The sequence below is a fragment of the Mesorhizobium sp. M1163 genome, assembly GCF_040318415.1.
Classification (GTDB): Bacteria; Pseudomonadota; Alphaproteobacteria; order Rhizobiales; family Rhizobiaceae; genus Mesorhizobium.
This window is the reverse complement of the sequence record NZ_JAMYMF010000029.1, coordinates 74,125-95,168: the sequence shown is the minus strand read 5'-3', so window position 1 is coordinate 95,168 and position 21,044 is coordinate 74,125. Positions and strand designations below refer to the sequence as shown.

At 63.1% G+C, this 21,044-nt stretch carries 19 protein-coding genes and 1 pseudogene; 11 read left to right on the top strand and 9 right to left on the bottom strand.

What is annotated here, in order from left to right; genetic code table 11:
- Positions 1–11 precede the first annotated feature (11 nt).
- Genes gcvT through gcvP form a run of 3 tightly spaced genes read left to right on the top strand, consistent with a single transcriptional unit; the run spans position 12 to position 4,313 of the window.
- The gene (gene gcvT, locus NKH43_RS25140; RefSeq protein WP_352495367.1) at positions 12–1,112 is read left to right on the top strand and encodes a glycine cleavage system aminomethyltransferase GcvT; all 1,101 of its coding nucleotides are present in this window, start codon (positions 12–14) and stop codon (positions 1,110–1,112) included.
- 5 nt (positions 1,113–1,117) lie between these two features.
- Complete coding sequence (gene gcvH, locus NKH43_RS25135) at positions 1,118–1,486, top strand: glycine cleavage system protein GcvH (RefSeq protein ID WP_352860301.1); 369 nt, start codon at positions 1,118–1,120, stop codon at positions 1,484–1,486.
- Positions 1,487–1,502: 16 nt separating this feature from the next.
- Entirely contained in the window at positions 1,503–4,313 is a 2,811-nt protein-coding gene (gene gcvP, locus NKH43_RS25130; protein WP_352860299.1) for an aminomethyl-transferring glycine dehydrogenase, read from the top strand.
- A 71-nt stretch (positions 4,314–4,384) separates the two neighbouring features.
- Here gcvP and NKH43_RS25125 read toward each other — a convergent pair whose 3' ends face one another.
- Positions 4,385–5,554, bottom strand: a complete 1,170-nt coding sequence (locus NKH43_RS25125; protein WP_352790501.1) for a GGDEF domain-containing protein — start codon at positions 5,552–5,554, stop codon at positions 4,385–4,387.
- Between the two features lie 273 nt (positions 5,555–5,827).
- Between NKH43_RS25125 and parE the strand changes: the two genes are divergently transcribed.
- On the top strand, positions 5,828–7,876 hold the full coding sequence (gene parE, locus NKH43_RS25120; protein ID WP_352495369.1) for a DNA topoisomerase IV subunit B: 2,049 nt from the start codon (positions 5,828–5,830) through the stop codon (positions 7,874–7,876).
- A gap of 176 nt (positions 7,877–8,052) precedes the next feature.
- On the opposite strand, the gene NKH43_RS25115 is transcribed toward parE, so the two are convergent.
- Positions 8,053–9,174 carry a DUF2336 domain-containing protein gene (locus NKH43_RS25115; RefSeq protein WP_352860296.1) on the bottom strand — a complete coding sequence of 374 codons (1,122 nt, stop codon included), beginning with the start codon at positions 9,172–9,174 and terminating at the stop codon, positions 8,053–8,055.
- 153 nt (positions 9,175–9,327) lie between these two features.
- On the opposite strand from NKH43_RS25115, the gene NKH43_RS25110 reads away from it, so the two are divergent.
- Both NKH43_RS25110 and NKH43_RS25105 read left to right on the top strand, forming a co-directional pair.
- Positions 9,328–9,777: a MaoC family dehydratase gene (locus NKH43_RS25110; protein ID WP_352482171.1), complete on the top strand. Its 450-nt coding sequence runs from the start codon at positions 9,328–9,330 to the stop codon at positions 9,775–9,777.
- 3 nt (positions 9,778–9,780) lie between these two features.
- The gene (locus NKH43_RS25105) at positions 9,781–10,662 is read left to right on the top strand and encodes an HpcH/HpaI aldolase/citrate lyase family protein (protein WP_352482170.1); all 882 of its coding nucleotides are present in this window, start codon (positions 9,781–9,783) and stop codon (positions 10,660–10,662) included.
- Positions 10,663–10,683: 21 nt separating this feature from the next.
- Here NKH43_RS25105 and NKH43_RS25100 read toward each other — a convergent pair whose 3' ends face one another.
- On the bottom strand, positions 10,684–11,268 hold the full coding sequence (locus tag NKH43_RS25100; RefSeq protein WP_023720138.1) for a nitroreductase family protein: 585 nt from the start codon (positions 11,266–11,268) through the stop codon (positions 10,684–10,686).
- 156 nt (positions 11,269–11,424) lie between these two features.
- Between NKH43_RS25100 and NKH43_RS25095 the strand changes: the two genes are divergently transcribed.
- Positions 11,425–12,390: an RgsD C-terminal domain-containing protein gene (locus tag NKH43_RS25095; RefSeq protein ID WP_023720140.1), complete on the top strand. Its 966-nt coding sequence runs from the start codon at positions 11,425–11,427 to the stop codon at positions 12,388–12,390.
- Positions 12,391–12,402: 12 nt separating this feature from the next.
- Here the strand turns inward: NKH43_RS25095 and NKH43_RS25090 are convergent, their stop codons facing one another.
- The 5 genes from NKH43_RS25090 to NKH43_RS25070 all read right to left on the bottom strand — a co-directional run bounded on the left by NKH43_RS25090 (position 12,403) and on the right by NKH43_RS25070 (position 17,151).
- Positions 12,403–13,341 carry a lysophospholipid acyltransferase family protein gene (locus tag NKH43_RS25090; RefSeq protein ID WP_352860294.1) on the bottom strand — a complete coding sequence of 313 codons (939 nt, stop codon included), beginning with the start codon at positions 13,339–13,341 and terminating at the stop codon, positions 12,403–12,405.
- A gap of 84 nt (positions 13,342–13,425) precedes the next feature.
- Entirely contained in the window at positions 13,426–15,399 is a 1,974-nt protein-coding gene (thrS, locus tag NKH43_RS25085) for a threonine--tRNA ligase (protein WP_352860292.1), read from the bottom strand.
- A gap of 168 nt (positions 15,400–15,567) precedes the next feature.
- The gene (gene blaOXA, locus NKH43_RS25080) at positions 15,568–16,383 is read right to left on the bottom strand and encodes a class D beta-lactamase (protein ID WP_023720143.1); all 816 of its coding nucleotides are present in this window, start codon (positions 16,381–16,383) and stop codon (positions 15,568–15,570) included.
- A gap of 146 nt (positions 16,384–16,529) precedes the next feature.
- A complete protein-coding gene (gene yidD / locus NKH43_RS25075) occupies positions 16,530–16,904 on the bottom strand; it encodes a membrane protein insertion efficiency factor YidD (protein WP_031194332.1) in 375 nt (124 codons plus the stop codon).
- A gap of 79 nt (positions 16,905–16,983) precedes the next feature.
- Complete coding sequence (locus tag NKH43_RS25070) at positions 16,984–17,151, bottom strand: hypothetical protein (RefSeq protein WP_352482166.1); 168 nt, start codon at positions 17,149–17,151, stop codon at positions 16,984–16,986.
- Positions 17,152–17,243: 92 nt separating this feature from the next.
- Here NKH43_RS25070 and NKH43_RS25065 point away from each other — a divergent pair.
- A pseudogene (locus NKH43_RS25065) lies at positions 17,244–18,157 on the top strand (LysR substrate-binding domain-containing protein).
- On the opposite strand, the gene NKH43_RS25060 reads toward NKH43_RS25065, so the two are convergent.
- Positions 18,154–18,600, bottom strand: a complete 447-nt coding sequence (locus NKH43_RS25060) for an iron-sulfur cluster assembly scaffold protein (RefSeq protein ID WP_023720146.1) — start codon at positions 18,598–18,600, stop codon at positions 18,154–18,156. The pseudogene NKH43_RS25065 and the gene NKH43_RS25060 sit on opposite strands and share 4 nt — an antisense overlap.
- Positions 18,601–18,840: 240 nt before the next feature.
- On the opposite strand from NKH43_RS25060, the gene folE reads away from it, so the two are divergent.
- The 3 genes from folE to NKH43_RS25045 all read left to right on the top strand — a co-directional run bounded on the left by folE (position 18,841) and on the right by NKH43_RS25045 (position 21,040).
- The gene (gene folE, locus NKH43_RS25055; RefSeq protein ID WP_352860290.1) at positions 18,841–19,503 is read left to right on the top strand and encodes a GTP cyclohydrolase I FolE; all 663 of its coding nucleotides are present in this window, start codon (positions 18,841–18,843) and stop codon (positions 19,501–19,503) included.
- A gap of 10 nt (positions 19,504–19,513) precedes the next feature.
- A complete protein-coding gene (gene hisI, locus NKH43_RS25050; protein ID WP_352482161.1) occupies positions 19,514–19,984 on the top strand; it encodes a phosphoribosyl-AMP cyclohydrolase in 471 nt (156 codons plus the stop codon).
- A gap of 84 nt (positions 19,985–20,068) precedes the next feature.
- A complete protein-coding gene (locus tag NKH43_RS25045; protein WP_352482159.1) occupies positions 20,069–21,040 on the top strand; it encodes a patatin family protein in 972 nt (323 codons plus the stop codon).
- Positions 21,041–21,044 lie beyond the last annotated feature (4 nt).

The following is a 21,044-nucleotide window of genomic DNA, read 5'->3' as shown; positions in this document are numbered from 1 at the left end:
CTGGAGATGACATGACGGGCGACGACACCAAACACCTTCCCCTCGAAGATCTGCACATGGCAGCCGGTGCGCGCTTCGGCGCCTTCGCCGGCTGGTCGATGCCGCTGACCTATCCGGCCGGCGTGATGAAGGAGCATCTTCACAGCCGCGAGCATGCCGGCCTGTTCGACATCTCGCACATGAAGCTGTTCGAAATCAGCGGCCCGGGCGCAGCAGCGCTTCTGAACCGCGCCTGCCCGTTCGATGCCGGCGCGCTTCAGGTTTCCCAGTCCAAATACACGTTCTTCCTCAATGAGGCCGCCGGAATACTCGACGATCTGATCGTCACCAGGCTCGGCGTCGAGCGCTTCATGATGGTCGCCAATGCCGGCAACGCCGCCGCCGACGAAAAGCATCTGCGTGAACTTGCCGAGGATTTCGACGTGAAGGTGGACGCACTCGACCGCGTCTTCCTGGCCATCCAGGGCCCCGAGGCATGGGCTGCCCTTTCCCGCGCCGGCATCGAGACCGGTTCGCTGGTGTTCATGCACGGCATCGAGCCGCGCGAAAACTGGTTCATGAGCCGGTCGGGCTATACCGGCGAAGACGGTTTCGAGATCGGCCTGCCGGAAGCGGACGCGCGAACCCTCGTCACCAGGTTGCTCGAGGACGAGCGAGTGATGTGGATCGGCCTTGCCGCCCGCGACAGCCTGCGGCTCGAAGCAGGACTGTGCCTGCACGGGCTGGACATCACGCCGGAGATCGATCCGGCCAGCGCCGGGCTGATGTGGGCCATCCCCAAGGAGGTTCGCGCCTCTGGCGCGTTCATCGGCGCCGATGCATTGCGCGCCATCCTGGAGCGCGGCCCGGCGCAAAAACGCGTCGGCCTGAAGCCGGACGGCCGCCAGCCGGTGCGCGCCGGTGCTGCCCTTTTCGACGCCGACGGCAACCCTGCCGGCCATGTCACCTCAGGCGGCTTCGGCCCCTCGGCCGGTCATCCGGTGGCAATGGGCTACGTCCGGACGCCGCTTGCCAAGCCCGGCACAAGACTGTTCGCCGATGTCCGCGGGACGAAAATCCCGGTCGACATCCACCCCTTGCCCTTCACGCCCCATCGCTACCGCAAAGGATGATTTCAATGGCAAAGACCTATTTCACCGAAGATCACGAATGGCTTCGCGTCGAGGGCGGCATCGCCACCGTCGGCATCACCGATTACGCGCAGCAGCAGCTCGGTGACCTCGTCTTCGTCGAACTGCCTGAGCCAGGGAAAAAGCTGGCCAAGGGCGATACGGCCGTGGTGGTCGAATCGGTCAAGGCGGCATCGGACGTCTACGCACCGGTCGACGGCGAGATCACCGAAGCCAACACCGCGCTGTCGGCCGATCCTTCGCTCGTCAATTCGGCGGCAACCGGCGACGGCTGGCTGTGGAAGATGAAGCTGGCCAATGAGAGCCAGCTCGCCGGCCTCCTCGATGAAGCCGCTTACAAAGCCCATATTGGTTGATAGCAGGACCAGCAAGATGACCGCAGCACCCTACCCCTTCTCGGCTCGCCATATCGGCCCGGGCCTCCAAGACGTCAGAGCCATGCTGGCCACGATCGGCGTTCCCTCGGTCGAGACGCTGATCAGCCAGGCAGTGCCGAAGTCGATCCGGCTCGACCGTCCATTGGCCTTGCCCGCCGCTGCAAGCGAAGCGGAAGCGCTGACCGAGCTCGCGGCGACGATGGCAAAGAACACGGTGCTGAAGAGCTTCATCGGTACCGGCTATCATGGCGTCCACGTGCCGCCGGTGATCCAGCGCAACCTGTTCGAGAACCCGGCCTGGTATACGGCTTACACGCCTTACCAAGCCGAGATCAGCCAGGGCCGGCTGGAAATGCTGTTCAACTTCCAGACGCTGGTCACCGAGCTGACCGGCTTGCCGGTGGCGTCGGCCTCGCTGCTCGACGAGGCGACGGCGGTGGCCGAAGCGGTCGGCATTGCGCTGCGCCATCATCGCGACAAGCGCACCAAGGTGGCACTGGCCGGCACGCCGCACCCGCAGACGCTGGACGTCGTTCGCACCCGCGCCGAACCGCTCGGCATCGAGGTCGACGGCGAGGTGATCGACGACAACACCGCCGCCCTGCTGGTCTCCTGGCCCGATACATTCGGCGTCTATGGCAATCACAAGGCAGCGATCGACAAGGCCCGCGCTGCCGGCGCGCTGGTCGTCTTCATTGCCGATCCGTTGGGCCTGACGCTTACCGACGCGCCAGCCAGGCTTGGCGCCGACATCGCCGTCGGCCCGATGCAGCGTTTTGGCGTGCCGATGGGCTTTGGCGGGCCGCACGCCGCCTATTGCGCCGTGTCCGACAGGCTGACGCGGCTGATGCCCGGCCGGCTCGTTGGCCAGTCGACGGACAGCAAGGGCCGTCCCGGATATCGCCTGGCCTTGCAGACACGCGAGCAGCATATCCGCCGCGACAAGGCGACCTCCAACATCTGCACCGCACAGGCGCTGCTCGCCAACATGGCGACGGCCTATGCGATCTGGCATGGCCCTGCCGGGCTGCAGGCGATTGCCGGCCGCGTCCACACGCTGGCCAACCGCCTGGCTGCCGGCCTCAAGGCAGCAGGCGTTTCGGTGCTCGGCGGAAGCCGCTTCGACACGGTGACCGTGGAAGTGAAGGGCAGAGCCGCCGCACTTGCCGCCGCCGCCGAGAAGACCGGCCGGCTGCTGCGTGTCATCGACGCCGACCATGTCGGCATCAGCTTTGACGAGACCTCCACCGAGGCCGATCTGGAGGCGATCGCAGCACTTTTCGGCGCCAAGGCCGGCGTTGCCGCCGGCAGTTCCATGCCAGGAAAACCGCGCGGCAAGGAGTTCCTCACCCAGCCCGTCTTCCGCGAAAACCACTCGGAAACCGACATGATGCGCTTCTTGCGCCGGCTGTCCGACAAGGACCTGGCGCTCGACCGCGCCATGATCCCGCTCGGCTCCTGCACCATGAAGCTCAACGCCGCCGCCGAAATGATGCCGGTAAGCTGGCCCGATGTCGCCAACCTGCATCCCTTTGCCCCGGCGAGCCATTCGGTAGGCTATCGCGCCATGATCGACGAGCTGGAAGGCTGGCTGGCGGAGATCACCGGCTTCGACGCGGTGACCCTGCAGCCCAATGCCGGCAGCCAGGGCGAATATGCAGGGCTGCTCGCCATTCGCGGCTATCATTTGTCGCGTGGCGAAGGCCATCGCACCGTCTGCCTGATCCCGTCCTCGGCGCATGGCACCAATCCGGCAAGTGCGGCCATGGCCGGCATGAGTGTCGTCGTCGTGCGCTGCACCGAGGACGGCAATATCGACATGGAAGACTTGCAGGCCAAGGCGGCCGAGCATGCAAAAGACCTCGCGGCGCTGATGTTCACCTATCCTTCGACGCATGGTGTTTTCGAGGAAGGCGCGCGCGACCTCTGTGCGCTCGTCCACAGCCATGGCGGCCAGGTCTATTTCGACGGCGCCAATCTCAACGCTCTGGTCGGCCTCGCCCGTCCCGGCGATATCGGTGCCGATGTCTGCCACATGAACCTGCACAAGACCTTCTGCATTCCACATGGCGGCGGCGGCCCCGGCGTCGGCCCGATCGGCGTCAAGGCGCATCTGAAGCCATATCTGCCCGGCCACGTCACCGAAGACTCGGCCCATGCCGTGGCGGCGGCACCGTTCGGCAGCGCCTCGATCCTGCCGATCACCTGGATGTATATCCGCATGATGGGCGCTTCCGGCCTGAAGCAGGCGACCGAGACGGCGATCATCTCCGCCAACTACGTGGCGACGCGGCTTGGCGAGCATTTCCCCCTGCTTTACAAGGGGCGCAACGGACGCGTTGCGCATGAATGCATCCTCGACACCCGCGTGCTCAAGGACAGCGCCGGCATCAGCGTCGACGATATCGCCAAGCGGCTGATCGACTATGGCTTCCACGCGCCGACCATGTCGTTCCCGGTGGCCGGCACGCTGATGGTCGAGCCGACCGAATCCGAGCCCAAGCGCGAGCTGGATCGTTTCTGCGAAGCCATGATCGCCATAGCCGGCGAGGCAGCCAAGGTGGCGAAGGGCGAATGGCCCTTGGCCGACAATCCTCTGGTCAATGCGCCACATACCGCCGCCGAGGCGTTGGCCGGCCAGTGGACCCATCCCTATTCGCGCCTGGAAGCGGCCTACCCCGCCGGCGATGCCGATACGGCGGCAAAATACTGGCCACCGGTGTCACGCATCGACAACGTCGCCGGCGACCGCAACCTGGTTTGCTCCTGCCCGCCGCTGTCGGAATATCTGGGTGCGGCGGAGTAGACCATGATCCCGAAGAGTGGAATCCGGTTTTCGGACAAGATCATGGTCTAACAAGAAGATAGAAGCCTCAATCAGGCAGAACGCAAGGCCGGCCCGTCGGCCTTGCTCGCCCTGTCCCGGGCGATGACGCGATTTCGCCCGGCGCGCTTTGCCGCATAGAGCGCGGCGTCGGCTTCGGCCAGCACATCATCGAGACCGGTGCCGCTCGTCCCACCAAAGCCGATGCCGCCGCTGACTGTGCTTCGCAACGGACCAAGCTGGGTGGCCACGACTTCCGTACCGAAGGCGACGCTGATCTTGCTCGCAATGTCATAGGCTTTTTCTTCCGTCATCCGCGACATGACGAGCACGAATTCCTCGCCGCCCAGCCGGAAGGCGTCGACGCCGGTTCTGGCGTATTTCCTGATGACGGCGGCAAAGCGGCGCAGGACCTGGTCGCCGACCGGATGACCGAATACGTCGTTCGTCCTTTTGAAATGGTCGAGGTCGAACATGGTGACGGACATGAACGGACCGAAGACCCGCTCGCCGTAGAGTGCCGTTAACGCCCGCCGGTTCATCAGCCCGGTCAATGGATCGGTCATCGTCTCGGCCTTCAATTCGATCTGCGCCTGCAAATGGTGCAGGGAGAGCGTTAATGCGCCAAGCCCGGTCATGCAGGCGACGGCTACGACGGAATTCACCCGCTCGGCCCAATTGTCCGGTGCTACGCCGAGCACCCACTGGCCCTTGACCAGCAGGACCGCGCCGCAAAGTCCGAACGACAGCGCACAGACGCCGCTCAGGAACGATACGACCAGCAATATCCGGCGATCGTGACCACCCTGGATCCAGAACATCGCCCCGATAAGCGAGAGTAGCGCCGTTACCGTCGCATAGGTGACAATGAAGCCGACACCATCAAACCCGAGATACGTCGCGCCCGCGCAAACAGCCATCGCAGCCAAGGTCGGCAAGATGGCGCGCCTATAGTCGCGCATGCTGAGATATTGCATGGCCGACAGGCAGATAATCAGGAAGCCGAGGCTGAGAAGAGCAAGCACGATCTGGCAAAGCCAGGGGCTTGGATCTCTTGTGTAATGCCAAAACAAGACCACATGTGCGACGAGCACGAGAATGCCGCACGCCACCGTCAGCACAAAGCGTGCCTGTGGCGCGGTGAACCAGATCGCAAACATGGTGATGCTGAGGCACGTGCCCGACAGCGCCGCTGCGAGCAGGAGCGAACTGTAATCCAACATGCTTAAGCGACAGCCTCTTGAGGGTTTCGCTGCATTCTAGGTCAGCGACAGTCCGCGGATATCGTTTTTCAGCCAACCTTGCGGCGTAACCTTCGGACAAGGTTTACAAAGCGTCGATGCTCCAAGCTTCGACCCCATTTCCGCCGCTTGGTTGTCGAATGGTTTTGCAGTAAGAGGCTCTATCCTCGAACGTAACAGGAACCTCCGTCGCCTGCCCGCAAAAAGCGTGGCAGTATCGGGTGGTGATTCGCAGCATCGGAATCCAGGACCGGCATGGACGACAATAACGATCTTTTCGGCAATTTGGGCAAGCAGCCGCAACCGGCTCGCGCCGCGCGCCCGGCCGACCCGCTGGTGCAGGCGGCGAAGCGGCCGGCGCCCCGCGATGCCAGCGAGAGCTATAGTGCCGCCGATATCGAGGTGCTGGAGGGGCTGGAGCCGGTGCGCCGCCGCCCGGGCATGTACATTGGCGGCACCGACGACAAGGCGATGCACCATCTGTTCGCCGAGGTCATCGACAATTCGATGGACGAGGCGGTCGCCGGCCATGCTACCTTCATCGATGTCGAGCTTTCCGCCGACGGATACCTGTCTGTAACCGACAACGGCCGCGGCATTCCGGTCGATCCGCACCCGAAATTCAAGAAGCCGGCGCTCGAACTCATCATGACCACGCTGCATTCAGGCGGCAAGTTCGACAGCAAGGTCTACGAGACCTCGGGAGGCCTGCACGGTGTCGGCGTTTCCGTGGTCAACGCGCTGTCCGACCATCTCGAGGTCGAGGTTGCGATTGGGCGCAAGCTCTATCGCCAGCGCTTCTCGCGAGGCGTTCCGGTGACCGGCCTGGAGCAGCTCGGCGAGGTGCACAACCGGCGCGGCACGAAGATCCGCTTCCATCCAGACGAGCAGATTTTCGGCAAGGGTGCTGCGTTCGAGCCGGCGCGGCTCTACCGCATGGCGCGGTCAAAAGCCTATCTGTTCGGCGGTGTCGAAATCCGCTGGACCTGCGATCCCTCGCTGATCAAGGAAAAGGACACGACGCCGGCCAAGGCAGAATTCCATTTTCCGGGCGGCCTCAAGGACTATCTGAAAGCCTCGCTCGGCGACGAATTCCAGGTGACCCGTGAAATGTTCGCCGGCAAGAGCGAGAAGCAGGGCGGTCACGGCTCGCTCGAATGGGCGGTGACCTGGTTCGGCGGCGACGGTTTTATAAATTCCTATTGCAACACCATTCCGACAGCCGAAGGCGGCACGCACGAGGCCGGCTTCCGCAACGTTCTGACGCGCGGCTTGCGCGCCTATGCCGACCTGGTCGGCAACAAGCGCGCTTCGATAGTCACATCCGAAGATGTGATGATCTCGGCGGCGGGCATGCTGTCGGTGTTCATCCGCGAGCCGGAATTCGTCGGCCAGACCAAGGACAGGCTGGCGACGATCGAGGCGATCCGCATCGTCGAAAGCGCCATCCGCGACCCGTTCGACCATTGGCTGGCCGACAATCCGCAGGAAGCTTCGAAACTGCTCGAATGGGTGATCGCGCGTGCCGACGAGCGGGTGCGCCGCCGCCAGGAAAAGGAAGTGTCGCGCAAGAGCGCTGTGCGCAAGCTGCGCCTGCCCGGCAAGCTCGCCGATTGCACGCAGAATGCAGCGGCCGGCGCCGAGCTGTTCATCGTCGAGGGCGATTCGGCTGGCGGTTCGGCAAAGCAGGCGCGCGACCGCGCCAGCCAGGCGGTGCTGCCGCTCCGCGGCAAGATCCTCAACGTCGCCAGCGCCGGTAACGACAAGCTGGCCGGCAACCAGCAGATATCCGACCTGATCCAGGCGTTGGGCTGCGGCACGCGCTCGAGATACCGCGACGAGGACCTGCGTTACGACCGGGTCATCATCATGACCGACGCCGACGTCGATGGCGCCCATATCGCTTCGCTGCTGATCACCTTCTTCTACCAGGAGATGCCGAGCCTGGTCCGCGGCGGCCATCTCTATCTGGCGGTGCCGCCGCTCTACTCGATCCGGCAAGGCGGCAAGGTCGCCTATGCCCGCGACGATGCGCACAAGGACGAACTTCTGCGCACCGAATTTACCGGGCGCGGCAAAGTCGAAATCGGCCGCTTCAAGGGGCTGGGCGAAATGATGGCTGCCCAGCTCAAAGAAACCACCATGGACCCGAGAAAGCGCACGCTGCTCAGGGTGGACGTCATCGACGCCGAGGCGGCGACCAAGGATGCGGTCGACGCATTGATGGGCACCAAGCCCGAGGCCCGCTTCCGCTTCATCCAGGAACGCGCGGAATTCGCCGCGACGGAAGTGCTGGATATCTGAGCGTCTTCTGCTAGGCGAGCCGCGGACGGCGGCTGTCACTGTGCGCAAGACTTTTCCGGATTTTTCGCGAAGGATGAGGCCTGGAACGGTTCAGCGTTTCACGGAAACGCCGAACCGCTCAGTTTTTTATTTTGACGCAAGTCGGAAAACCGTTTCACGCTTTTCCTGGAATTGCTTTAAGCAGCCGCGATCGCCAGCGCGTGCCCGCGTGCGTTCTCGCGCAGCGCATCGAGATGGATCGATTTGACCAGCCCGGCGAGATCGCCTTCGGCGGACTGTCCGCCCAATTCCTTCAGCATCAGCCAGCTGACTTCCTGGACGCCGGCGAGGCGTTTGCCATTGGCGACCTCACGCCAGACCTTCAGCGCGCGCAGGATGATGGCGTGGGTGGCGGCGGCAAGCCCGGCGCTGCGGAACAGTGCCTGCAACGCTATGTCATGCCCGCTGGCCAGCAGCGCCCTCACCCGTTGCTCGGGCTGCTGGCTGAGCGCGACCAGCGCCGAACCAAAGAAGTCGACCTTGCCGTGCGCGATGGTGCGGATGACGAAGCTTGCGGTCAGGTCGCCGCGCAGGCGCAGATGTTCGACAAGTGCGGTATGTTCCTCCGCCCGCGTGCCTTCGATCAGTGTCACCGAAGCCTTGACGCAAGCATCGCGCGTGATGCGCTCGGCCCTGGCGGCGCCCATCAGCGCCAGCACCAATGGCGATCCCTTGAGCATCTCCCCTAGCTTGACCAGCAGCATATGCCGGCAGTCGGCGGGCAGCCGGATGTCGGCGATCAGCGCCTCGCGCACCAGAGGCAGATGGCCGTGACGCTCGGCCATGCGGCGAAAGCTGACGGATGCGATGTCGGCGCCGCTATTGGCGAGCAGCGTGGTGCAGGCTTCCGGCTCACCGACCTCGGCGATCGCTGCCGCAACCGACATCGAGACGCGCGGCCGGTCGGCGATCACCTTCTGCGTCGCTTTCTGGCCGCCGGCAACCCGATCAATCAGGTCGGAATCGGTAAGCAGCGGCGAGCGCGCCAGTACCAAAGCGGCCACCTCGGGCTGGTCCGAAGCCAGCGCGCTGACGATCTGCGGCGGCGCATGATGGCTCATGGAAAGCGCGTCGGCGATCGCCAGCCGCACCTTTGACGATGCGTCATCGAGCAGCAACGTCAGCGCCGCCTCGGCAGCGCAGCGGTCCTCGAAAGGCAGGTCCGAATCGACATAGGCGCGAGCCAGCGCGCTTGCCGCCGCAGCACGCTCCGACACCTTTGCCGTGTGGATCCATTTCAGGAAATGCGAAACGACCATGTCGCCTGCTTACGCCCCTTTGCCAGAACGCTTCTGGCGCCTGTCGGGACCGTAGGCACAAATGGTTTACGAACGGTTCACCATGTTCGTTAACTGGCTTGCGAGCCCGGTATGCAACGCCTATCAACCCTTAAGCAGTGGAGGAGACAGACCATGGCCGGCCTTTACCTTGAGGAGTTCGTTGTCGGCCATGTGTTCAAGCACACGCTGCGCAAGACCGTGACCGAAAGCGACAACATGCTGTTTTCGGTGATGACGCTGAACCCGCAACCGCTGCACATCGATTTCGACTTCGCCGCCAAGAGCGAATGGGGCAAGCCCCTGGTCAATTCGCTGTTCACGCTTGGCCTGATGATCGGCATCTCGGTCAACGACATCACCGTCGGCACCACCATCGCTAATCTCGGCATGAAGGAGACGGTGTTTCCGCACCCCGTCTTCCATGGCGACACGATTCGCGTCGAGACCACGGTGGTTTCGGTGCGCGATTCCAGGTCGAAACAGGACCGCGGTATCGTCGAGTTCGAGCACCGCGCTTATAACCAGAACGACGTGCTGGTTGCCAGATGCACGAGGCAAGCCATGATGATGAAAAAGGCATAGCCGATGCGTTCCCTGCTCTTCGTTCCCGGCGATTCGGAAAAGAAGCTGGAGAAGGGCTTTGGCGCGGGCGCCGACATGGTCATCGTCGATCTCGAGGACTCGATTGCCTCGCAAAACAAGGGGCTGGCGCGCGACACAGCGGCGCGTTTCCTCGCCGGGCACAGGCACCGAACCAACTCCGCGATCTATGTGCGCGTCAATGACCTTTCGACCGGACTGACCGACGACGATCTGGCGGCGCTCGTGCCAGTGAAGCCCGACGGCATCATGCTGCCTAAGTCGAACAGCGGACTGGATGTCCAGCATCTCTCGGCCAAGCTCAGGGTGCACGAAGCTGAAAGCGGCCTGCCGGATGGCGCGATAAAGATCCTGCCGATCATCACAGAAACGGCCGCCGGCGTTCTGGCCGCCGTGACCTACGCCAAGGCAAGCGCGCGGCTTGTCGGCGTCACCTGGGGCGCGGAAGATCTGTCGGCGGCAATCGGCGCGCGCTCGACGCGCGACGCGAATGGCCGCTACACGGATGTATTCCGCTTCGCCCGCACCATGACCCTGCTTGCGGCGAATGCCGCGGAAGTCGCGGCGATCGACACCGTCTTTCCGGATTTTCGCGACATGGCCGGCTTCGAGGCCGAATGCGCCGAGGCCGAGCGCGACGGCTTCACCGGCAAGATGGCGATCCATCCGGCGCAGGTGCCGGTCATCAACGCCGCCTTCACGCCTTCGGCGCAAGCGGTGAAAAATTCGCTGGCGATCGTCGAGGCATTCAAGGCGGCGGGAAACCCCGGCGTCGTCGGCATCGACGGCAAGATGTACGACCGGCCGCATCTCAAGCTCGCCGAGCGGCTCCTGGCGCGAGCCAGGGCAGCGGGGCTTGACGCTTAGGGTCTGGTTCCGGGTCGAAAATTATCCCACCCACGGCCCCGAATAGTCGGCGTAGAGCTTTGCCGGATCGGGCCGTGGCCGCTCCGGCGCTGGCCCCTGATAGGAGCCGATATGGACAAAACCGACGACCCGCTCATGCGGCGCCAGACCGAGGATCGCCCTGCCCTCTGGCACGTCGGAATACCAGTTGCTGATCATGTTGGTACCGTAGCCCAGCGCATTGGCGGCAAGCAGCAGGTTCATCGCAGCCATGCCGCCGGACAAGAACATCTCCCATTGCGGGATCTTTGGATTTTCCCTGGGGATCGAGATCACGCCGATGACCAGAGGCGCCCGCGAAAAGCGTGCCAATTCCTGGTTGCGGCGGCCTTCCGGCAACGGCCCTTCGCGCTGTTCGGCAAGTGCTGCCAACTCCTTGCCGATCTCGACGCGAGCCTGGCCGCGATAGAGGATGAAACGCCAGGGCTCCAGCCGGCCATGATCCGGCACCCGCGAGGCGGCGGCGATCATGGTCGCGATCTCCGCATCGCCCGGTGCCGGCTCTTTCAAATCCGGGATCGGCGCGGAATTTCGGGTCAGCAGAAAATCGATGATCGGCGACGCCATGGGCGCAAGTCTCCTGGAATTTGAGCTGAAGCGCGCCATCGGGATATCGGGCGGCTCGGGCATTGGCGCGACGCGCCGGACAAAGAGCCCTCTAGCAGAAGCCGACCGGACTCTTAAGCCTTGAAATTGCCACCGCATTGGGCTTCAACGCAAGGCATGTTTGAGGGGACATTGCGTCTTTTCCTGATATGGCTCGCTGCCGCACTGTTGATGGTGCCGGTTTCGCTTGCCGCCGCCCAGAATGTAGACGGCCTCAGTGATCTGAAACTTCCCGGAATTTCGGGCTATGCGCCTCCGAAAAGCGAGACATCGCTGGCATTGGGCAGCAGCGGGGCGATCACGCTGTCGGCGCAATTGACCGACAAGGGTGCCGACATCACGCGCGGCATCGTCTGGCGCGTCTTCAAGCCCGAATCGGCCAGCGACGGCAAGCTGCCGATGGTCGCCTCCGCTCATGGCGGCACCGCCGTATTCCAGCTCGAGCCGGGTTCCTATCTGGTCCATGCCTCCTACGGGCGGGCCGGCGCCACCAAGCGCATCACCGTCGGCAAGGAAGCCAAGCGTGAGAGCCTCGTGCTCGATGCCGGCGGCCTCAAGCTTGATGCCGTGCTGTCGGGAGGGGTGCGCATACCGCCGAAGAAGCTGCGCTTCTCGATTTATGAGAGCCACGCCGCGGCCGATGGCGATCGCGCGCTGATCATACCCGATGTCGAGCCGAACAGCGTCGTGCGGCTCAATGCCGGCACCTACCACGTTGTTTCGACCTATGGCGCTGTGAACGCGGTCATCCGCTCCGACATCCGCGTCGAGGCCGGCAAGCTGACCGAAGCGACGGTCGAGCATCGTGCCGCCGAGATGACCATGAAGCTGGTGCGCGAGCCGGGCGGCGAGGCGATCGCCGACACCTCCTGGTCGCTGCTGAACGAGTCCGGCGACCCGATCAAGGAGACCGTCGGCGCCTTTGCCTCGATGGTGCTGGCCGAGGGCGACTACACCATCATCGCCAAAAACCGCGACCGCATCTACCAGAAGGATTTTACGGTGGTGGCCGGACACAATCAGGACATCGAAGTCCTGGCAACCGAAGCTTCGGCCATCGATTCCGAGGAAGGCGCCGACTAAGCCGCGCCCCCTCTAGGCTGCTTTGCGCATGCGTCGCGCCAGCAACGGCACGCGGCCAGTCGTCTCGGCCGGCGCCAGATCGAAGACGCCGCGCTGAAGGCGGTCGAGCAAGGCCTTGCGGTCTCGCAGCGGCTCCAGTTCGTCCCACCCCAGCACGTCGCCGACGCGCACGTCGATCGATTTGCCGGAGAGCCGCGCAAATTCACGGATGAGCAGCGATGTGCGCAGTGTCAGCGAGGCCTTGCCGACGAATTTCGCCACACGCCCGTCGCGTTCGGCCATGTTCATCGGTCCGCTGACCAGATGGAACCGCCGGCCGTTCTGGCCCGAAAAATGCAATGGGATGACCGACGCCTTTGCGTCCTGAACGAGACGGGCCGGAAACACCTTCCACGGCAGATCGCGTGCCCGGCCAAACCCCTTCGGCGCGGTGGCGACACCTCCCGCCGGAAAGACGACGATGGTGACGCCCTCCTTGAGCAGCCGCACCGCTTCGTGGCGGACCGCCATGTTGTTCTTCAGCGCGTCCTTGGTCTCGGAAAAGTCGATCGGCAGCGAATAGGGCTCCATCTCGCGGATCTTGAGCAGATCCCTGTGGATCATGACGCGGAACGGTCGGCCGAGCTGCTCCGCCAGCGACAGCACGGCAATACCGTCGCCGATGCCGAACGGATGGTTGGCAACAATCACCAGCGGCGTGTCGGGCAGGTTTGCCGGCGGCCATTGACCGGCGGTCCGCACCCGGACGTCGATCAGCTCCAGCATGCGGCCGAACACGCGCTCGCCGTTCGGCACCACTTGCCGGCGCCAGAAATCATAGAGTGCGGCGAAGCGATCACGTCCCGACAGGCCTTCGACCGAGTGGATGAACCAGCGCGTCAGCGCCGGCTGATGCGGACCGGCATAGGAGAGCTCGGGAAACGGTCTTTCGCGCATCTTCAGCTTGAGCATGGGGCTCGCTACACAATTGGCGTGACAAGCATATGAAAATGGCGGTGGAGCGATCCACCGCCATTTCGTTGCTAATTGGCCGGCTCAGGCCGCAAGGCGCTTGCGGTCGGGTGTCACCGCCTCGTCGGAAAGCAGTTTCACGGCGGCCGCGAGGCCAAGCGATTCCTGGTCGCGCGACCCGAGACGGCGGACATTGACCGTTTCTTCCTCAGCCTCACGCTTGCCGCAAACGACGATGACCGGCACCTTGGCAAGGCTGTGCTCGCGGACCTTGTAGTTGATCTTCTCGTTGCGCAGGTCGGTTTCGGCGATCAGCCCGGCCGCCTTCAGCTGCGCAACGACTTTTCGCGCGTAATCGTCGGCATCGGAAGTGATCGTCGCCACCACCACCTGCAGCGGCGCGAACCAGAGCGGGAAATGGCCGGAATAATTCTCGATCAGGATGCCGAGAAAACGCTCCATCGAACCGCAGATGGCGCGATGCACCATCACCGGCTGCTTCTTTTCCGAATCGGAGCCGATGTAGAAGGCGCCGAACCGTTCCGGCAGGTTGAAGTCGACCTGCGTGGTGCCGCATTGCCAGTCGCGGCCGATGGCGTCCTTCAGCACATATTCGAACTTCGGCCCGTAGAACGTGCCCTCGCCCGGATTTACGCCCGTCTTGATCCGGTTGCCCGACCGCGCCGCGATCTTGTCGAGCACGTCCTGCAGCACGCCCTCGGCGTGATCCCACATCGCGTCGGTGCCGACCCGTTTTTCGGGGCGGGTCGCCAGCTTGACCGTGATTTCGTCGAAGCCGAAATCGGCATAGGTCGACAGGATCAGGTCGTTGATCTTGATGCACTCGTCGGCGAGCTGTTCCTCGGTGCAGAAGATGTGGGCATCGTCCTGGGTAAAGCCGCGCACCCGCATCAGCCCGTGCAGTGCGCCGGACGGCTCATAGCGATGCACATTGCCGAATTCCGCAAGTTTTACCGGCAGATCGCGGTAGGACTTCAGCCCGTGTTTGAAGATTTGGACGTGGCCGGGGCAGTTCATCGGCTTCAGCGCAAACACCCGGTCGTCGTCGGTGTCGTCGCCGGCGACCGTCACCTTGAACATGTTGTCCCGGTACCAGCCCCAGTGGCCTGAGGTCTCCCACAGGCTCTTGTCGAGCACCTGCGGCGCGTTGACCTCCTGGTAGCCCTGCTCGTCCAGGCGGCGGCGCATGTAATTGACCAGGTTCTGGAACATCCTCCAGCCCTTGGCGTGCCAGAACACGACCCCGGGGCCCTCCTCCTGGAAATGGAACAGGTCCATCTCACGGCCGAGCTTCCTGTGGTCGCGCTTCTCGGCTTCCTCCAGCATCGTCTGATAGGCTTCGAGCTGCGCCTGGTCGGCCCAGGCCGTGCCGTAGATGCGCGTCAGCATCGGGTTGTTGCTATCGCCGCGCCAATAGGCGCCGGCGACCTTCATCAGCTTGAAGGCGTTGCCGATCTGGCCGGTCGAGGCCATGTGCGGACCGCGGCAAAGGTCGAACCAGTCGCCCTGCGCATAGATCTTGAGATCCTGATCCTCGGCGATGGCGTCGATCAGCTCGAGCTTGTAGCGCTCGCCCTTGTCGGCAAAGATCCTTTTCGCCTTTTCACGCGACCACACCTCTTTGGTGAACGGCTTGTTGCGCGCAATGATCTCGCGCATCTTCTTCTCGATCACCGGGAAATCGTCGGGCGTGAACGGCTCGTTGCGGGCGAAGTCGTAGTAGAATCCGTTCTCGATCACCGGCCCGATGGTCACCTGCGTTCCCGGCCAAAGTTCCTGCACGGCTTCGGCGAGCACGTGCGCGGCATCATGGCGGATGAGCTCCAGCGCACGCGGATCCTCGCGGGTGATGATTTCGAGCTTGCCTGATTTGCCGATCGGGTCGGAAAGGTCGCGCAACGTGCCGTCGATGCTGTAGGCAACGGCCTTCTTGGCCAGCGACTTCGAGATCGATTCCGCCAGGCCGGCGCCGGTCATCGCCGCGTCGTAGTCGCGGACGGAGCCATCGGGAAATGTCAGGGAAACGGAATCCAGCATTAAATTCTCCTATCCAGTCCCGCAAACGAGCGCGGGTGGTAAAATGCACGTCGCCCAAAACTGCGTAGCGATTTTGGGGTTGCGACTTACATCAAGTAAGAGCCGGATGCGTCCGGCGGCGAGCGGTCTTTTATGGGCAGTTTTCGGCGCCGTAAAGCCGGATTTAGGTCACCCGAGGAGATTCGACAGCTCTTTCAGGAACATCGCCCGCGTCTTGAGCCCCTTCGGCGTGTCGGAACGTTTCGTATCGACTACGAGGCGGGCAAAGACGATCTTGCGAGCATGCTTCTGCGCCCAGCCAACAAACCAGCCAAGCGAGCGCTTGTCGGCATCGTCGCCAAGCCTGGTCGTCCCGGTCTTGCCCTGCACCGTCCAGCCGCCCGCCCGGAAGGTCGGGACAATCGCATTGGTCATCGCATGGGCCTTGTCCGAGACCGGCAGATTCCGCGCCAGCAGCTTGCGCAGGAAATCGACCTGCTCGACCGGCGATATCTCGAGCGAAGAATTCACCCAGGAATGGGTGAGGCCGTCATTCTTGCCGGAATTGCCGGAGACGTCGGTGTTGCCATAGTCCAATCTGGACACATAGCCGGCAAACTGTTTGCTGCCGAGCCGGCGCGTGATCTCGCGTGAGAACCAAAGGACCGAATCCCTTTCCCAGATCGTCGGGTCGACGGTCTTGCGGTCCCGTTTCGGCGCGTTGAACTCCGCTTTGTACTCCCAATTCGGTGTATGCTCGTCGCCCAGGATTCCGGCGTCATAGCCGATCAGCGCCAGCGGAATCTTGAATGTCGAGGCGGGGCTGACGCGCTGATCGCAAACCCCTTGCCGGTACAGCGTCTCGCCGCTCGCGGCGTCGACGATCAGCGTGCATTCGACGTCCCCGAGAGGCGCCGATTGCGCACGGATCGGAAAGCCCAACAGCCACGCCAGGACATAGAGAACCACGGCGAAAACGAAGGGAAGACGATCTATCCGGCGCATTTGGCAATCTCTCCTGAAGGGTATCAGGAGCGGCTTAGCGAGGCGTCTTGTCTCGATTTTGTCTTAAATGCGCCATGTCCGCGCAAGCTGCGGTTAACCCTACCAGATCGTAAACAGCGGTGCGGTTGTGTAACGAACAGTTGCGGTCAACTGTCTAGGTCGCCACGTTTTTTCCCGATCCGCCAGTACCGCCACGGCGCAAACCAGACATAGCGCTCAGCCAGGGTTTCGGGCACGCGGTCGATGCCATGCGTCCCTAACGGCCCGCAGCGCAGCACGCGAAAGAATCCCATCCAGCCGCCGGCCCATAGTCCATGCCGGGCGATCGCTTCGTGCGCGTATTCGGAACAGGTCGGCAGATGCCGGCAGGAATTGCCCACAAAGCCGGACAGCGTCAGCTGGTAGAGCCGGACGAGCGACGTGCCGAAGACGCGGCCCGGCGTCTTGCGCCACGGGCCGGGCCAGTTGCGTCCTTGTCGAATCGGCCTGGCGCCGTGCGCATGCCGATGTTGGCCGACCACCACAGTCTCCGCGTCGCGTTTCCCTTCAGGATAGATGTGCGCATCGGGCCGGGAACGCAATGCCGTTCCGGCAATCCCGTCACTGCCTCGAACGGCGAACCGGGTACCGGTCGGGCGTCGGCTTCCGACATGCGGCGACGCTGGTCGGCGGCCTCCCCTCGCACCAGTCGCCATGCGGTTTCTCGTCATGCCATTGAAATGTCGCGATCCGCACGACATCGCTCAGGATGTTGAGAAACTGGATCATGGCAGCACTCCTTTGAGCACCGATTAGAGCGCCGCTGGCCTTGCTCTTCAAACGAGTATAACGTCGACGTCAGATAACTCTGAGTTATGCGAATGAAGCGCGGACGCCTCCCCTGACGACTCTTAGAAGCTTCGAAGCAGCCGGTCGTCACCTGAGCTTCAGCCGTGCGGCCGAGGAGCTTTATGTTTCGCAGGCGGCGATCAGCCGCCAGATCCGCGAGCTCGAAACATTCCTGCGCCAACCTTTGTTCTTCCGCCATCATCGCCGCGTCGAATTGACCGACACCGGCCGGCGGCTGCTCGACCAGTTGGTCAGAAGTTTCGGGGGCATCGACAGGCTGCTTTCGGAATTGACGGCGGCCCCGACGCAGTCCGTGGTCCGTGTCAGCGTCGAGCCGTCGCTTGCATCCGTATGGCTGGTGCCGCGGCTCAACCGATTTCGCCAGTTGCGACCCGATATCGACGTTTCCCTTGAGGTCGACCCGAGGTTGATAGAGTTCCGCAGCGATCAGCCTGAACTTGCTCTACGCTTCAGTGCACACGCCACTTCATGGCCACGCAGCGAAGCCGAACAGCTTGCCTCGGTCGTCGATTCACCGGTTCTGTCGCCGGCGCTTCTTGCGTCCGGGCCAGCTCTGGAAAAACCGATCGACCTTGGTCGCTATACATTGCTGCACGAAGAAAACCGTCAGGCTTGGACGCGCTGGTTCGAAGCGGCCGGCGTGACCCCTGAAGCCGTGCCTGCGCGTGGACCGATGCTGGCGGATGCCTCGCTTTCGAAACAGGCAGCCTTGCTTGGACATGGTGTCGCACTGGGCGATCTTTTGCAGATCGGCGAAGAACTTGCGTCCGGCGCGCTGGTCAAGCCTTTCGACATCGACGTTGCGTCCGGCGCCTATTGGCTGGTGGCCAGAAGACTGAATGACCTTTCCGAGCCTGCCAGGGCTTTTGCCGACTGGGTCCGGGCGGAATTCGCCGAAAGCCGGCGTTTTCTTGCCGAGGTTTAGGCCGCCTGTTCCGCCCGCTTCTTCTCGATCTGGCCGATCGCATCGACCACCGCGTCGAAGGTCAGCATGGTCGAGGCGTGGCGCGCCTTGTAGTCGCGCACCGGTTCCAGGTATTTCAGGTCGGCGAAGCGGCCTTCGGGCGGCGGGCCATTTTCCTTCAGCATTTTTAGCATCGTCTCGCGCACGCTGCGCAGTTCTTCCGCGCTGGCGCCGACGACATGCTGCGCCATGATCGAAGACGACGCCTGGCCAAGCGCACAGGCCTTCACGTCATGCGCGAAATCGCTGACGACGCCGTCATCCATCTTCAGATCGACGGTCACTGTCGAGCCGCACAGCTTGGAATGTGCTCGTGCGGTTGCGTCGGGCCGGTCGAGCCGACCGATCCGTGCGATATTTCCGGCAAAACCCAGAATTTTCGCATTGTAGACATCGTCGATCATATTTTTCCAATCCGTCGCCGCCCAGCGAACAGCGATTGCCGCTCTGGCGTCTTCCTTTCGCTCGGCACGAACATATATAATGGTCGTAGTCGGGTATCGACAAGGCGACCGCAAGTCTCGTCCTGCCCAAATCTGTTCACGCCACTTACGGGCTGGAAACCGGGCGAGTTTCTAACACCCGAAAGGTCGTGGTCCGTTCAACTCGTTCCTCCTGAGAGAGGAACTACGGGAGACGCCTTTATGGACGCCGTTATCAAGAAACTCATGCCGCAGTCGGCCTATATGGAAAAGCCGGTCACCGACCGGCCGAGTGAGGCCGAAGTCGAAGCCGCGGTGCGCACCTTGTTGCGCTGGACCGGCGACAATCCTGAGCGCGAGGGCCTGATCGACACGCCGAAGCGCGTCACCAAGGCGTTCCGCGAAATGTTCAACGGCTACGATATGTGCCCGGCCGAGGAGCTTGGCCGCACCTTCGAGGAAGTCGCCGGCTATGACGACCTCGTCATAGTCAAGGACATCACGTTCCACTCGCATTGCGAGCATCACATGGTGCCGATCATCGGCAAGGCGCATGTCGGCTATCTGCCTGACGGCAAGGTTGTCGGCCTGTCCAAGATCGCGCGCGTCGTCGACATCTTTGCCCACCGCCTGCAGACCCAGGAAGCGATGACTGCGCAGATTGCCGGCGTCATCCAGGACGTGCTCAATCCGCGCGGCGTCGCCGTCATGCTCGGGGCCGAGCATATGTGCATGGCCATGCGCGGCATCCGCAAACAGGGCTCCACCACGCTGACCTCGACCTTCACCGGCGTCTTCAAGGATACCCCAGAAGAGCAGGTCCGCTTCGTCACCATGGTGCGCGGCGGCGGAACTGATCAGACCCGCGCCACCTTCGCTAAATAAGGACCGGCGAATGTCGGCATTGGAATTCCCGAAAGCTCCCTCAGACAAGAAAGCGCTTGAGGAAGGCACCGTCCTTTCACCGCGCTTCGATGCCGGCGGCCTCGTCACTGTCGTCGTCACCGATGCCGAAAACGGCATGCTGCTGATGGTCGCGCATATGAATGCCGAGGCGCTGGCGCTGACACTCGAGACCGGCATCGCGCACTACTGGTCGCGTTCGCGCAACGCGCTGTGGAAGAAGGGCGAAACCTCGGGCAATGTCCAGCAGGTCGTCGAGATGCTCACAGATTGTGACCAGGACGCGATATGGTTGCGCGTCAAAGTGCTGGGTCACGAAGCAACTTGTCACACCGGCCGACGTTCATGCTTTTATCGGACGGTGGGGCTGAGCGATGGCAAAGGGACGCTTGCCAACGACGGCAGCAAGCCGCTGTTCGATGCGGAAAAAACGTATCGAAAGCCCAAAACACCATCAGTATGAACCATTCGCAGCACTTCAGCCACGTATATTCATGATTTCGATACGGCCCGCCTGTAGGATGACCGTGGGACAAGGGAGATTGTGATGCTCGACTGGGCGTCATTGCGCAACAGACCTGACGTTCGGGAGGCCAATGGCCTCTCCTCGGCCGCAGGCGCATCCGAAACCAAATCTCCAGGTAAAACAGGGATCTCGCTGGCATTGGGCGGCGGCTGCGCGCGCGGCTGGGCGCATATCGGCGTGCTGCGCGCGCTTGACGAAGCCGGCATCGAAGTGTCGATGATCGCCGGCACCTCGATCGGCGCGCTGGTCGGCGGCTGCTATGTTGCCGGCAAACTTGACGAGCTGGAAGAATTCGCGCGCAGCCTGACCAGGCGGCGCATTTTTGGCCTTCTCGACCTCAATCTACGCGGCAGCGGCCTGTTCGGTGGCATGAAGCTCGACGCACGGCTGCGCGAGCACATAGCCGGCATCCGCTTCGAGGACCTGCCAAAACCGTTCGTCTGCGTCGCTGCCGAAATCCGCACCGGCCATGAAATCTGGCTGTCGAGCGGCTCGTTGAGTACCGCCATGCGCGCCTCCTACGCGCTGCCCGGCGTGTTCGAGCCGGTCGCCTGCAATGGGCGCGTGCTGGTCGACGGCGCACTGGTCAATCCGGTGCCGGTCTCGGTCTGCCGTGCCTACGAGCAGCCGCTCGTGGTTGCGGTGAACCTTCACTACGATCTGTTCGGCCGCGCCGCGGTGATCAAGCACAGCGCAGGCGAGCTGATCGTCGAGAGAGACGCGCCAAGGGGTGGCCACGCCGATCCCGAACGTCAGTCGCGCGAGACGCGGCTCGGCATCACCGGCGTCATGGTCGAAGCCTTCAACATCATCCAGGACCGCATTTCGCGCGCCAGGCTGGCCGGCGACCCGCCGGACATGTCGCTGCAGCCGAAGCTCAGCCATATCGGCCTGACCGAATTCCACCGCGCCGACGAAGCGATCCGTATCGGCTACCAGGCAACGATGGCGCAAATCGGCGAACTGACCCGGCTGCAGACCGTCCTCGCTTAGGCCG

Coding starts and splice junctions, on each gene's coding strand:
- blaOXA (WP_023720143.1), bottom strand. CDS start 16,383: ATGCGCCGGATAGATCGTCTTCCCTTCGTTTTCGCCGTGGTTCTCTAT.
- hisI (WP_352482161.1), top strand. CDS start 19,514: ATGTCGGCATTGGAATTCCCGAAAGCTCCCTCAGACAAGAAAGCGCTT.
- parE (WP_352495369.1), top strand. CDS start 5,828: ATGGACGACAATAACGATCTTTTCGGCAATTTGGGCAAGCAGCCGCAA.
- gcvT (WP_352495367.1), top strand. CDS start 12: ATGACGGGCGACGACACCAAACACCTTCCCCTCGAAGATCTGCACATG.
- NKH43_RS25100 (WP_023720138.1), bottom strand. CDS start 11,268: ATGGCGTCGCCGATCATCGATTTTCTGCTGACCCGAAATTCCGCGCCG.
- NKH43_RS25060 (WP_023720146.1), bottom strand. CDS start 18,600: ATGATCGACGATGTCTACAATGCGAAAATTCTGGGTTTTGCCGGAAAT.
- NKH43_RS25115 (WP_352860296.1), bottom strand. CDS start 9,174: ATGGTCGTTTCGCATTTCCTGAAATGGATCCACACGGCAAAGGTGTCG.
- NKH43_RS25105 (WP_352482170.1), top strand. CDS start 9,781: ATGCGTTCCCTGCTCTTCGTTCCCGGCGATTCGGAAAAGAAGCTGGAG.
- gcvP (WP_352860299.1), top strand. CDS start 1,503: ATGACCGCAGCACCCTACCCCTTCTCGGCTCGCCATATCGGCCCGGGC.
- NKH43_RS25070 (WP_352482166.1), bottom strand. CDS start 17,151: ATGATCCAGTTTCTCAACATCCTGAGCGATGTCGTGCGGATCGCGACA.
- thrS (WP_352860292.1), bottom strand. CDS start 15,399: ATGCTGGATTCCGTTTCCCTGACATTTCCCGATGGCTCCGTCCGCGAC.
- gcvH (WP_352860301.1), top strand. CDS start 1,118: ATGGCAAAGACCTATTTCACCGAAGATCACGAATGGCTTCGCGTCGAG.
- NKH43_RS25095 (WP_023720140.1), top strand. CDS start 11,425: ATGTTTGAGGGGACATTGCGTCTTTTCCTGATATGGCTCGCTGCCGCA.
- NKH43_RS25045 (WP_352482159.1), top strand. CDS start 20,069: ATGCTCGACTGGGCGTCATTGCGCAACAGACCTGACGTTCGGGAGGCC.
- NKH43_RS25090 (WP_352860294.1), bottom strand. CDS start 13,341: ATGCTCAAGCTGAAGATGCGCGAAAGACCGTTTCCCGAGCTCTCCTAT.
- NKH43_RS25110 (WP_352482171.1), top strand. CDS start 9,328: ATGGCCGGCCTTTACCTTGAGGAGTTCGTTGTCGGCCATGTGTTCAAG.
- NKH43_RS25125 (WP_352790501.1), bottom strand. CDS start 5,554: ATGTTGGATTACAGTTCGCTCCTGCTCGCAGCGGCGCTGTCGGGCACG.
- folE (WP_352860290.1), top strand. CDS start 18,841: ATGGACGCCGTTATCAAGAAACTCATGCCGCAGTCGGCCTATATGGAA.